This window comes from Coriobacteriia bacterium, assembly GCA_014859305.1.
In the GTDB taxonomy this organism is placed as follows: domain Bacteria; phylum Actinomycetota; class Coriobacteriia; order Anaerosomatales; family Kmv31; genus Kmv31.
Genome location: JACUUM010000004.1, coordinates 62,456 through 74,818, shown reverse-complemented (window position 1 = coordinate 74,818; position 12,363 = coordinate 62,456). Strand labels below are relative to the sequence as shown.

The following is a 12,363-nucleotide window of genomic DNA, read 5'->3' as shown; positions in this document are numbered from 1 at the left end:
TACAACTGGGCGTTCGCCCGGCGGCACGAGGGGACGTTCGTCCTTCGCATCGACGACACGGACCCCGCTCGCTCCACGCCGGAGAACACCGCGGCGATCCTGCGCGCCATGCGGTGGCTGGGCCTGGAATGGGATGAAGGCCCCGAGGCCGGCGGAGCGAGCGCGCCGTACTTCCAGACGCAGCGCGGCGAGGTCTACCGGCGCGACCTGGAGCGGCTGAAGGCGTCTGGGGCGGCGTACCCGTGCTTCTGCACGCCGGCGCGACTCGACGAGAAGCGGGAGGCCGCGCGTGCGAAGGGAGGGTTCTCAGGCTACGACCGCGCATGCCGGACCTTGCCCGACGCCGAGGCCCGGCGCCGCCTCGAGGGCGGACAGACGCACGTGTGGAGGCTGAAGGTGCCCGAGGACCGCGGGGAGGTCTTCTTCGCCGACGAGATCCGCGGAGCGATGACGTTCCCGGCCGACGCACTGGACGACTTCGTGCTCGTCCGCTCGGACGGCACCCCCACGTACAACTTCGCGACGGTCGTCGACGACGTGGAGATGCGGATCACGCACGTCATCCGAGGCGACGACCACTTGTCGAACACGCCGCGCCAGATGGTCCTCTTCGAGGCGCTCGGCGCGCAGGTGCCCGCGTTCGCGCACATGGGCTTGATACTCGGTACCGACGGCAAGCGTCTGTCCAAGCGCCACGGAGCCGTGTCCGTGGAGGCGTACAGGGACGCCGGCTACCTGCCCGAGGCGCTGCTGAACTACCTGGCGCTCCTGGGGTGGTCGATGGATGCCGAGACGACGCTCTTCTCGGCGCGGGACCTCGTCGCGAACTTCGACCTCGGGCGCGTCTCCCGCAACCCGGCGATCTTCGACCCCGAGAAGCTCGAGTGGATGAACGGGGTCTACATCCGCGCTCTTCCCCCCTCCGAGTTCGTCGCGCGCATCGCGCCGCTGCTCGTGGAGGCCGGGCTGTGCGCGCCGGGCGACGTCGAGGAGCGGCGTGACTGGTTCCTCGAGCTCGCGCCGCTGGTGTCCGAGCGCGTCAAACGCCTCGGCGAGGTCGTGCCGATGGTGCGGTTCCTGTTGGCCGACGACATCGAGGTCGACGAGACCGCGAGGGACAAGGTGCTCGCCCAGGAGGGCGCGTCGCTCGCTCTGGAAGCCTCCGCGGACGCCTTGCGCGTGCTGCCGACGTTCACGGCCGCGGCGGTCGAGGAGGCGTTGCGGGCCGTGCCGGGCGGCACGGGTCTCAAACCCAAGACGGTCTTCCAGGCCGTGCGCGTCGCCGTCTCCGGAGCGACGGTCAGCCCGCCGCTGTTCGAGTCGCTGGCGCTCCTCGGGAAGGACAGGAGCGTGGCCAGGATCGAGGCCGCCAGGGCGCTCGCGGCCGCTTGACATGCCCCTTCGCCCCTTGTAGATTATTCAACCGCGCCCGGCACGGGTGCGGGAGCCGCACCCAGGTGTTGGGGCGTCGTCTAATGGCAGGACAACGGATTCTGGTTCCGTATGTGGGGGTTCGAATCCTCCCGCCCCAGCCATTCGGCTCGAAGCGCGGCCCGTTAGTCTAGTGGACGAGGACGCCGCCCTCTCAAGGCGGAGATCACGGGTTCGAATCCCGTACGGGCTACCAAGCGGACAACGGCAGGCCGCCCGCATCGAGGCGGCCTGCGTCATCCCCTGACCGGCACGGGTGCTGCTAGAATAGGGATCGGAGCGGGCCGGACGGCCGCGCGTCGAGGGGAGACCCTCGCGTGAGGAAAGTCCGGGCTCCACAGGGCAGGGTGCCTGCTAACGGCAGGGCGCGGCGACGCGACGGAAAGTGCCACAGAAAAGAAGACGCCCCACGCCATGAGCGCGGAGCAAAGCTGAAACGGTGCGGTAAGAGCGCACCAGCGTCGTGGAGACACGGCGGCTTGGCAAACCCCACCCGGAGCAAGGGCGAATAGGAGCGGTCAAGGCCGGCCCGGCCGTCGCTCGGGTACGCCCGCTCGAGGCCGCCGGCGACGGCGGTCCCAGATAGATGGTCGTCCACGACAGAACCCGGCTTACAGGCCCGCTCCGGACGGCGAAGAAGACGAAGGCCGGCTCAGGCGCCGGCCTTCGTCGCGCCCGGTCCCTCATCCCCCGACGCGATCGCGCACGGCGGAGGCGACCGAGGGGGCATCGAAGCTCGAGAGGCGTACGTACTCCCCGGCGCACGATCGCGCTATGTCGCGGGCGGCCCCGTTGCGTGCCGGCCCGGTGTCCGTGTCGATGACCAGCGCGTTCACCTTCGTCGCCCGCACCCGCGCCGCCATCGCGCGAGCGTCCTCGCTCCCCAGGCCTCCCGCAAGGCCGACGTTGGCGCGGCCGTCGGTGACCAGTACGAGCCACGGCACGACCTCGGCGTCGCGCCGGCGCTCCGCCTCGAGCAGTTCCAGCCCCCGCGAGATGCCGCTTGCGAGCGGCGTCGCGCCCCCCGTGGGGATCGAGCGAAGCTTGAGGCGCGCCAGCTCCACGCTGCTCGTGGGCGGGAGCACGACGTCCGCTCCGTCCCCGCGGAACGACACGAGCCCGACCCGGTCCCTGCGCCTGTAGGCGTCCGCCAGGAGATCCAGCACGGCCGCCTTGGCCGTCTCCATGCGGCTGGAGGCTCTCATCGACCCGCTCGCGTCCACGCAGAAGACCACCGAGACCCCCACCCGCCGCGTGCGGACCTTGTTGCGCACGTCCTCCGGACGCACCTGGAGGGCCATCGCGCCCTCGCGCTCGCTCTGCCGAGCGGCCGCGGCGCGCAGCGTGGCGTCTACGGCGATGTCGGCCGGGGCACCCGGCTTGGGGACCTCGGATCGCGAGTAGCGCCCCCTGCCGTCCTCGGCCAGGGTCTCCTGCCGCCGGCCCCCCGAAGACCGGCGGGAGCGGTCGAGCGGGGCCACGAGGCGGGCCTCGGCCATGGGCGAGGAGGGGGCCTCGCCGGCGACGCCGAGCGTGAGGACGCGCGACGCGTCGCCGGCGCCGCAGCCGGCGCCGGTGTCGGCGGACGAAGGGTCGCCGTCCGCATCGGCGCCCGGCGGGGCCGACAGCACCGACGGGAGCATCCCCTGGTCCCAGTCCCGCTCGTCGAACGGTTCCCGGCGGACCCGGTGCGCGAGGACCAGCGGCGCCATGCGGCGGACATGCTCGAGATCGGCGGCACAGGAGTCCTCGAGCGCAGCAAGCGCCACCGACGCGCGCGCCAGCGTGATGTCGGCCCGGTGCCCGTCCACGCCCACGGCCGCGCACGTCTCGGCGATCGCCAGGAGCACGTCGTCGTCGAGCCGGATCCGGCTGAGGCGCAACCTCGCGTGGCGCAACGCGGTCCCGAGGCCGGCCTCTTCGTCCGCCCACTTCCGGGCGAAGGCGACGCCGTCCTCCTCGAAGGCCTGGCGGCGCTTCACGATCTCCACACGCGACCGCGGGTCGGCGATGCCTTCTACGTCGACGCAGAGGCCGAAGCGGTCCAGCAGTTGCGGCCTGACCTCGCCTTCCTCGGGATTCATCGTCCCGACCAGCATGAACCTCGCCGGGTGCGAATGGGCGATACCTTCGCGCTGCACCACGTTGACGCCCATCGCCGCAGCGTCCAGCAGGGTGTCGACAAGGTGGTCGTCGAGCAGGTTGACCTCGTCGACGTACAGGATGCCGCGGTTGGCGTCGGCCAGAAGCCCGGGTTCGAACCCCTTCTCACCGGTCTTCAGCGCGCGCTCGATGTCCAGGGTGCCGACCAGGCGGTCCTCGGTGGCCGACACCGGCAGGTCGACGATCCGCGGCGGCCGCGACGCGGTCGGCAGGGGACCCTCGTCGCGTCGCGCCCGGCACTCGCGGCACCACGACGCCGGCTCGGCGGGATCGCACGAGTACCGGCAGCCCTCGACGACGTCGATCGCGGGGAGCACGGCGGCCAGCGCGCGGACGGCGGTGGACTTGGCGGTCCCCTTCTGCCCGCGGATGAGCACCCCGCCCACGCGGTGGTCGACCGCGTTCACGAGCAGCGAGGTGCGCAAGGTGTCCTGGCCGACGATCGCCGAGAACGGATAGCAGCTGCCGGGCCGGACGTGCACGCGCGCCTCCTGGCGGTGTCGGCGGGACCGGGGCCTGGGGGCTGGTGGACCGCCAGGCGACCGCCTACAGTATATGGTAGGAGGCGCGCTTCCGCCACCCAAGATTTGGTGGCGCGGGTGTCCGGCGCGTCAGGCGATGCGCCACTGGAACGAGCCGCACGACGACGGCTCGCTCTCGTGATGCTTGGGGCACGTGTTCACGTACACGCAGTCGTCGCACGTGTAGTCCGCGGTGTCGGGGGGCTCGCCGTCGGGGCCCACGGGACGCCTGACGGCCACCGCTCCTCGGGCGTCCTCGGCGGCCGGCGTCTCCTCGGCGACGGCGTCCCCGGCTGCCGGAGCAGCGTCCGGCACCTCCTCGAGACGGGCAGTCCCGGATGCGGTCTCGCGCGCCCGGTCGGCCGCCGCTTCGGAGGCCTCCTCGCCGGAGCCGTCGCCCTCGTCCCTGTCGCGAGCCCCCATCGGATCGACGGGCACCTCCGGGACGGCGAGGAGGAGCGCCCCCTGGCCCTCGTCCGCCTCCGCCACGCCGTCGGGTTCGTCGTCGTAGTCGCCCATCACGACCGCCCGCAGCGGCGGCACGATCCCGGGTACGGCGCTGGCCGGCGGCTGGTCGGCCGCCGCGGGCTCCGGCCCTGCATCGTCCCACGGCCACGCCCGCGCCTCGGGCACGACCGGCGCGACGGCGGCCGGTTCGTCCGCCGGCTCCTCCGCCGGCCCCGGCTCGTCGTCGGCAAGGTCGTGCGCGCTCTCCGCCAGCAGGGCGACCGCCTCGGAGAGGTCGTCGTCAGCGTCGTCTTCGAGCGCTCCCCCCGGATCCATGTCGACGGGCTCCGTCTCCGCGGGCTCGACGGCAGCCTCCCGTGCGGCGCGACGCTCCTCGGTCTCCGGCCCGTCGGAGACTTCCATCCGGGGCGACTCCCCGACGGCGGGGACGCGCTGCGCCTGGACGAGCAGGACGGGGGCCGCGGCCTCGAGATCCGCGACGAAGACCTCGACGTCCAGTCCGTCGAGGGACGCGCCGGCGGCCTCCGAGGAGAGGTACTCGAGAGCGTCACGGCGGGAACCGAACGTCTCGTCCGCTAGCAGTCGCAGGGTGCCGGAGGCCCGGTCCGTCCCTACCAGGAAGAAACGCATGTCCATCCTCCTCGCGTTCGACAGGGCTTTGGCGTCTATGTTCGGCAGATTGGGCCCCGCACACAAGGGCGCCTGTCGCGGTAACGGTCGTGAAGGCCCTCACGAACACCGGGCCCATGGTAGTATCGCCGGGGGGCCCGCGCAGCGGGCCCGATTCCGTCAGGCGGTACCATGCTCAGTTCCATCCCGCTCACCGAAGGCCCGCTCGTCGCCGTGGACATCGAGGCGACGGGGGCCCGGCCGGGCCACCACGAGGTCATCGAGATCGGCGCCGTCCGGATCGAAGCCGGGCGGATAGCGGACCGGTACTCCAGCCTGGTCCGGACGTCTGGACGCCCGATACCACCCGTCATATCCACGCTGACCGCCATCAGCGACGCGATGCTCGCCGAGGCTCCGGGCATGGACGACGTGCTCGAGACGTTCCGGCGGTTCGCCGACGGCGCGGTGCTGGTGGCCCACAACCACCGCTTCGACCTGGGCTTCCTGGACTACGAGTCCGAGCTGCGGTGGGGCGAGCCCTTCCCGAGGCCCGTACTGGACACGCTCGCGCTCGCGCGCAGGCTGCATCCCGCCGAGGACCGGCACAACCTCCGAGACCTCGCGGCCAGGTACCGCACCCGGATCCGTCCGATCCATCGCGCCGGCAGCGACGCCGAGGCCACGGCCGAGATCCTGATCGGCATGACGCCGCACCTGCTCGCGCGAGGGCTCGAGACCGCCGGCGAGGTCGCAACGTTCTGCGGGATGGACCACCAAGGGGACCTGTCCCGCAAGCTCTCGCTGACGACGCGCATGCCGCCGAGACCGGGGCTGTACCTGTTCCGTGACCGTAGCGGGCGCGTCGTACACGTCGGACGCGCCCGCGACCTGCGCGCCCGTACCCGCAGCTACTTCTACGGCTCCATCGGACGCGGGAGACCTCCCGTCGCCGCCGAGACGGAGGCGATCCAGTGGATCGAGTGCGCCTCCGAGCTCGACGCCTTGCTGTTGGAGAGCCGGCTCGTCACCCGGTACCGTCCCGAGCACAACTCCAGCGTCCTGCGCGGTGACCGCGGCCCATGGCTGCTCACGCCCACCACTGGCCGCTTCCCCGGCCTGCGCGTCGCCAGCCGACCCCTGGCGGTCGGCGCCGTCGGGCCGTTCGCCAGCGAGGGGGCGCTGGAAGCCGTCGCCGCCCAGCTACGCCGCGAGCACGGGCTGCGGCGATGCACCCGCCGGCTGACCCGGCGCACGATCCGCGTGCACTGCGATCACCGCGACGACGGCACGTGCCCGCGCCCCTGTGTCGAGGACTGCGACGAGGCCGTCTACGCCGCGAGGGTCCGCGACGCGCTCGCGGCGTTCTCCACCGGCGAGCCCGTCTTCCGGCAGAGCCTACGCTCGCGGCTCAGCGCCTCGGCCACCGCCATGAGATACGAGGAGGCGATCAGGTACCGCGACACGCTGAAGGCCTACGACCGGTCGCTGTCGGCGCTTCGCACCGTCGAGGCGGCGACGCGCGACCCCGGCTTCGCCATCGTGGAGGGTGACGGCGAGCGGGTCGTGCTGCACCTCGTGCGCCACGGACACCTGGCCAAGACGCTGCGGCTGCACCGCGAGGAGAGTATGCGTCCCGAGATCCTCTCCCGTCTGCACCGGGTCTTGACAGCCTACTTCCCCGCGGAGGACCCCCCCGTCGATCCTCGGCTGCTCTCGCCTCGCGCGTTGCGCGACGTCTTCCTGATCTCCGCGTACCGCGCACAGCATGGAGCGCTGGAGGTGCCCCTGACCGGAGGCCCGGAGGCGGCGCTGCGCCGCCTCCGGGCGACGCTGGAGACCGCCGAGCCCCGGCGGGGAGTCGCCTAGGGCCCGCGAGAGCCGGCGAAGACGGCGGACGGGATCGCGACGGAGATGCCTCGACGAGACGACACCTTCGAGAACGCGCCGTGGAACGGCCGCGCCGTCCTCCACGTGGACATGGACGCGTTCTTCGCCTCGATCGAGCAGCTGGACCATCCCGGATGGCGCGGCAGGCCCGTCATCGTCGGCGGGGCGGCCGCCTCCCGCGGCGTCGTCGCCGCGGCTTCGTACGAGGCCCGCCGTTTCGGCGTGCGGTCCGCGATGCCCTCGGCGACCGCGGCTCGGCTCTGCCCCGACGCGGTGTGGGCGCCGCCGCGCTTCGAGCGCTACCGTGAGGTGTCCCTGGCCGTCCGAGCCGTCTTCGACGAGGTGACGCCGCACGTGCAACCCGTCTCGATCGACGAGGCGTACCTCGACGTGACGCCGGGAGGCACCGGCGTCCATCCGGTCACCGCCTCACGGCGGATCCAGGCCCGGATCGGCGCGCTCGGTCTGTCGTGCTCGGTGGGCGTCGCCACGTCCAAGACCGTCGCCAAGATCGCATCGGACCTCGACAAGCCGCACGGCCTCGTCGTGGTCCCTCCGGGCGAGGAGGCGGCGTTCCTCGCCCCGATGCCGGTCGAGGCGCTCCAAGGCGTCGGCAAGATGACCGCCGGGCGTCTGCGCGCCCTGGGCGTGCGCACGCTGGGCGGACTCGCCGCGCTCGACCCCGCCACTGCGGCCCGTGTGCTGGGCTCGTACGGGCCGGAAGCGGTCCGTCGAGCGGCCGGCGTCGACGAGCGGCCGGTCGCGGCCGGAGAGCCGCGCAAGTCGGTGTCCAAGGAGCACACGTTCGCTGCCGACGTCTCGGAAGCCGCCGACGTGGAAGGGGCGCTCGCGCGCCTGGCCGAGGAGGTGGGTGCCCGGCTGCGGCGCGCGGGGGTCGCCGGGCGGACGGTCACCGTGAAGCTGCGTTTCGGGGACTTCACGACCCGCACGGTCAGGCGGACCCTACCCCGCCCGGTGGACTCCGAGCGCGACTTCCTGCCCGTCGCGATGCGGCTCCTGCACTCGGCCTGGTCCCCCGGCGTCGGCCTGCGGCTCGTCGGTGTCGGCCTCAGCGGCTTCGAGGAGCGCGCCGAGCAGCTGGAGTTGCTGCCGGACGCGCCTTCGCAGCCCGAGTGCTCCTCCTCCGATGCGGTGATGCGAGGAGTCGACGCGGTCCGCGAGCGGTTCGGCTCCGGCGCGATCGGGGTAGGACGCAGGGGGCTGCGCGGAGAACCGGGGCGGCCGCAGCGGCGTCCCAAGGAAACGGGCGAGCCGCCCGTGTCGGCAGACGAAGGGAGCCGTGCATGAGAACGTGGCGTGCGGTCACGCTCGTCGCTTTCTTCGCCGTGGCGATGATGACGGGATGCGGTGCGGACCGGCCCGCGGGACCCGAGGAGCCGGGCGGCGAGACCACGGACGGGGCGGGGTCCGGGACGATCGCGGCCCCCGGCATATACGAACTGGACGACGGACGGGTGCAGGCGGTCGGGACGCTGCTGCGCCTGGAGCTCGAGGGCGGCTTCTGGGCGGTCACGGACGTGCCGCCCGGCGCGGAGCCTTCCCCCGAGGACACGGCGGACATCGTGGCGGTGATCCCCAACGCCGAGGATGTGCGGCCCGACATCGAGGGTCTCGTCGGCGAGTACGTCGCCGTCACCGGGACGCGGCTCGAGGGTCCCTCTATCCGGATGGCGGGGCCGGAGATCGAGGCGGAGACGATCGAGGTCGTCGGCGCCGACGTGCGGGTCGCGCCCGAAGACGGCGGCGGCCCCGGCGAGCCGACCTCCTCCCCGTAGGCCCCAGCGAGCCGGAAGGCGTCCGGAGCCGCCGAGGCGGCGCCGGAGCATAGCGGGAGGGGATGGCGGAGCGGAGAGGCCGCCCTCGCCGCTCGCGCAGCGGCTACCGGCGAGCGCGCTCCTCGGCGTCCGCCCAGGACTCCTCCTCCGCGGCCGACGCTCCGCCCAGTCCCGGACCCATGGGCCCGAGGCCCACCCCTCTGCGCAATCGGACCGGCTCCCCCGAACCGGCGCGGATCACGTACGGCTCCACGCTACGCGCGACGATCGCGAGCCCCCGGGCGTGGTCGTTCTGCAGGATGCCGTCGACGAGCAGGCAGCGGTGCTTGACGATCGCCTCACCGGCGCGCGCGAGCACGTCCTCGAACACGGTCACGTCGAGCAGCCCGGTAGGGTCCTCCATCGTGAGGAAGCACGTCCGCCGCCCCGAGCGCGTGCGCGGGGTCTGCGCGCGCTCCCGCACGCCGCAGACCGTGACGGGCGTCCCGTGCGCCAGCCGCGTCAGGTCGCACGCCCACGTCACGCCTCGCGCTCTCAGGTCCGCCACGGCCAGCTCCAGCGGGTGGCACGTCAGCGACAGACCGAGGACCTCCAGCTCCGCGGAGAGCCTGCGTGCCGGCGACCAGCCCGACACGTGCCCGGTCGGGTCGGCCTCTCGCGCCGGGCCCGGCGCGAGCAGCAGCGCGCGGTCGCCCGCCACGCCCTCGCGCGCGATGACCGCCTTCACCTCGGGCAGCAGGGCGAGCATCTCGTCGCGGGTCGGCGGGCGGCCGGCATCGGTGAGACCGAGGCCGTCCAGCGCGCCGCAGCGTATCAGACTCTCCGCCTCGTCGCGGCCGGCGCGCGTCCGGCGCAGGAAGTCGGCGAGGTCGCCGAAAGGACTCGCGGCGCGCTCCTCGGCGATCGCCGCCAGCAGGCGCTCCGAGACGTGCAGGGTGTCGGCCAGGCCCACGCGTATCGCCCCGCCGTCGCGCTCGACCGCGTAGCCGGCCCCCGATGCGTTCACGTGCGGCGGCAGGATCGCGATGTCGTGCCGGCACGCGTCGTTCAGCACCGCGCGCGGGCTGTAGAATCCCATCGGCTGGTGGTTCATCATGCCGACGGCGAACTCCGCCGGGAAGTAACGCTTCAGCCACGCGCTCGCGTAGCTAACGACGGCGAAGCACGCGGCATGGGCCTTGTTGAAGCCGTAGGCGGCGAACCCGGCGAGCTGCCGGAAGACCTCCTCGGCGACGGGCCGCTCGCAGCCCAGAGCGCACGCGCGCTCGACGAAGCGCGCCCGTATCGCCTCCATCTCCTCACGGGAGCGGTCCTTCGTCATGGCGCGACGCAGACCGTCCGCCTCGGCCAGGTCGAACCCGGCGACCTCGCGCGCGACCTGCAGCACCTGCTCCTGGTAGACGATGACGCCGTAGGAGTCGCACAGGGGGCGTCCCATGGCGGGGTGCGGCACCGTGACGGGCTCCAGGCCGTGACGGCGCCGGATGTACGGCGTGATCATCTCGGCTTCCAGCGGACCGGGGCGGAACAGCGAGATCTGCGCGATGATGTCCTCGAAGCGCTCCGGCTTCAGCCTCGTGGAGAGATTGCGCTGGCCGGACGACTCGAGTTGGAACATCCCGACGTTGTCCGAGGCGGCGATCTGCCGATACACCTCCGGGTCGTCGGGGGTCAGCGTGAAGGGCTCCGGCACCGCCTCCTCCCCCACCCGCTCGCGTGCCAGGCGCACCGCGTCCGATATCGCCGAGTGCATACGCAGGCCCAGCACGTCCAGTTTGACCAGGCCGAGCGCCTCCACGTCGTCCTTGTCGTACTGCGCGACCACCACGCCCTTGGCCGCCCACTGCAGCGGCGCCCACGTGTCCACCGGTTCGCGGGTGATGAGGAAGCCGCCCAGGTGCGTGCCCAGGTGCATCGGGCAGGCGTCCAGCCGCTCGGCGATGTCCAGCAGCATCGAGTGGCGCCGCTCGTCGCGCAGCGGGTGGTTCGCGCACTCGGGGTAGGCGGCGAGCACCTCGCGCACCTTGGATGCCGACACCCAGGGCAGGTACCGCGAGAGCTCGTCCACCTCGGCCGGAGGGTGTCCCAGCGCGCGGGCCGCGCAGCGCACCGCCGAGCGCGCCGTCATCGTGTTCACGGTGGCGACCATCGCGACGTGCTCCGAGCCGAAGCGGCGGTAGATGTAGGCGATCACCTCGTCACGGCGCGCCGCGTCGAAGTCCACGTCGATGTCGGGCATCTGGCGCCGCGCGGGGTTGAGGAAACGCTCGAACAGCAGGTCGTGCTCGATGGGGTCCGCGTCCGTCACGCCCAGCACGTAGCTCACGATCGAGTCGCCGGCGCTGCCGCGCCCCGAGTATCGGATGCCGCGGGAACGGGCGAAGTCGACCACGTCCTTGACCACGAGGAAGTACTCCGCGAAGCCCAGGTCGCAGATGGCACCCAGCTCCCGTTGCAGCCGCGCGACGGCCTCGGGCGTGAGCGGCCGGTACCTCTCCTCCAGTCCGCGCCAGGCGGCCTTGGACAGCGCCGAGTACGCCGTCTCGCCGGGCGGGACCTCCACGCTCGGGAAGTGGAACCCGCCCAGGCCCAGGTCCAACTCGCAGCGCGCGGCGATCTCGAGCGTCGCGTCGCACGCGCCCGGCACGCCGGCGAACAGGCGCCGCATCTCGCTGCCGCTCTTGAGGTACAGCTCGCCGTTGGGCCGGTCGTAGGGCCCGGGCAGCGGGACTCCGGTGCCGGCGGCTGCGAGCACGTCGGCGAGCCGGAACTCCTCGGAGCGCACGTAGTGGACGTCGTTGGTCGCCACCACCGGCAGGCCGAGCACCCCGGCGAGCTCCGCCAGCCCGGCGACGTAGCGCGGCGCCTGCGGCGCCATCGCATGCACGAGCTCGACGTAGAAGCTCCCCGGCGCGAAGCAGCGCGCGAGCCGCTCCAGAGCCGCGCGCGCACGCCACGGGCGTCGCGCCAGCACCGCCGCACCCGCCTCGCCCCGCTGACAGCCGGAGAGCGCGATCATGCCCTCCGAACAGCGCGCGAGCTCCGCCAGCGTCACGACCGACGAGTGCGCGCCGAAGCTGTCCGGCCCGCGACGCAGGTGCATGCGGGAGAGCAGGCGGCACAGGTTGCGGTAGCCCGTGACGTCCTCGGCGAGCAGGGTGAGGTGGAACCCGGCGCCCGAGGCGCGCCCGAAGCCCACGGGGGCGGAGAGCGGCAGACGCTCCTCGGGAGGGAGGTCTCCCTCGTGGCCACGGATGCCGGCGGCCTCCACCACCACCTCCGCGCCGACGATCGGCCTCACCCCGGCGGTGAGCGCGGCGCGGTAGAAGCGGATCGCGCCGTAGAGGCCCTGATGGTCCGTGAGCGCAAGTGCCGGCATGCCGCGTCCGGCGGCGGCCGTGACGAGGTCGTCGAGGTCTGCCGCCCCGTCGGCGAACGAGAAGCGCGAGTGCGTGTGCAGGTGGACGAAGGCCATCGGCGGTCCC

7 protein-coding genes, 2 tRNA genes and 1 other RNA gene are annotated in these 12,363 nt (G+C 72.9%); 7 read left to right on the top strand and 3 right to left on the bottom strand.

Features of this window, described 5'->3' with window-relative positions:
* From IBX62_01590 to rnpB, 4 genes are all read left to right on the top strand, one after another.
* Nucleotides 1-1,392: glutamate--tRNA ligase (locus IBX62_01590; protein ID MBE0475780.1), on the top strand; the 1,392-nt coding region annotated here is incomplete at its 5' end.
* Nucleotides 1,393-1,461: 69 nt separating this feature from the next.
* Nucleotides 1,462-1,535 (top strand) — tRNA-Gln (locus IBX62_01585).
* A 15-nt stretch (nucleotides 1,536-1,550) separates the two neighbouring features.
* Nucleotides 1,551-1,627, top strand: a tRNA-Glu gene (locus tag IBX62_01580).
* An 80-nt stretch (nucleotides 1,628-1,707) separates the two neighbouring features.
* An RNA gene (gene rnpB, locus IBX62_01575) (RNase P RNA component class A) lies at nucleotides 1,708-2,061 on the top strand.
* Nucleotides 2,062-2,114: 53 nt separating this feature from the next.
* On the opposite strand, the gene IBX62_01570 is transcribed toward rnpB, so the two are convergent.
* Both IBX62_01570 and IBX62_01565 read right to left on the bottom strand, forming a co-directional pair.
* Nucleotides 2,115-4,076, bottom strand: a complete 1,962-nt coding sequence (locus IBX62_01570; protein ID MBE0475779.1) for a magnesium chelatase subunit D family protein — start codon at nucleotides 4,074-4,076, stop codon at nucleotides 2,115-2,117.
* A gap of 129 nt (nucleotides 4,077-4,205) precedes the next feature.
* The gene (locus IBX62_01565) at nucleotides 4,206-5,213 is read right to left on the bottom strand and encodes a hypothetical protein (protein MBE0475778.1); all 1,008 of its coding nucleotides are present in this window, start codon (nucleotides 5,211-5,213) and stop codon (nucleotides 4,206-4,208) included.
* A 171-nt stretch (nucleotides 5,214-5,384) separates the two neighbouring features.
* On the opposite strand from IBX62_01565, the gene IBX62_01560 reads away from it, so the two are divergent.
* From IBX62_01560 to IBX62_01550, 3 genes are read left to right on the top strand one after another with little or no spacing between them, the layout of a single operon-like run.
* The gene (locus IBX62_01560) at nucleotides 5,385-7,061 is read left to right on the top strand and encodes a hypothetical protein (protein MBE0475777.1); all 1,677 of its coding nucleotides are present in this window, start codon (nucleotides 5,385-5,387) and stop codon (nucleotides 7,059-7,061) included.
* Between the two features lie 45 nt (nucleotides 7,062-7,106).
* Nucleotides 7,107-8,390 (top strand): DNA polymerase IV, encoded by a 1,284-nt coding sequence (gene dinB / locus IBX62_01555; protein ID MBE0475776.1) that lies wholly within the window; start codon nucleotides 7,107-7,109, stop codon nucleotides 8,388-8,390.
* Nucleotides 8,387-8,878, top strand: a complete 492-nt coding sequence (locus IBX62_01550) for a hypothetical protein (protein MBE0475775.1) — start codon at nucleotides 8,387-8,389, stop codon at nucleotides 8,876-8,878. Before dinB ends, IBX62_01550 begins: the two co-directional genes overlap by 4 nt.
* A gap of 103 nt (nucleotides 8,879-8,981) precedes the next feature.
* Here the strand turns inward: IBX62_01550 and IBX62_01545 are convergent, their stop codons facing one another.
* A complete protein-coding gene (locus IBX62_01545; protein MBE0475774.1) occupies nucleotides 8,982-12,353 on the bottom strand; it encodes a DNA polymerase III subunit alpha in 3,372 nt (1,123 codons plus the stop codon).
* Nucleotides 12,354-12,363: the final 10 nt, after the last annotated feature.

Coding starts and splice junctions, on each gene's coding strand:
- IBX62_01550 (MBE0475775.1), top strand. CDS start 8,387: ATGAGAACGTGGCGTGCGGTCACGCTCGTCGCTTTCTTCGCCGTGGCG.
- IBX62_01560 (MBE0475777.1), top strand. CDS start 5,385: ATGCTCAGTTCCATCCCGCTCACCGAAGGCCCGCTCGTCGCCGTGGAC.
- IBX62_01565 (MBE0475778.1), bottom strand. CDS start 5,213: ATGCGTTTCTTCCTGGTAGGGACGGACCGGGCCTCCGGCACCCTGCGA.
- IBX62_01545 (MBE0475774.1), bottom strand. CDS start 12,353: ATGGCCTTCGTCCACCTGCACACGCACTCGCGCTTCTCGTTCGCCGAC.
- dinB (MBE0475776.1), top strand. CDS start 7,107: ATGCCTCGACGAGACGACACCTTCGAGAACGCGCCGTGGAACGGCCGC.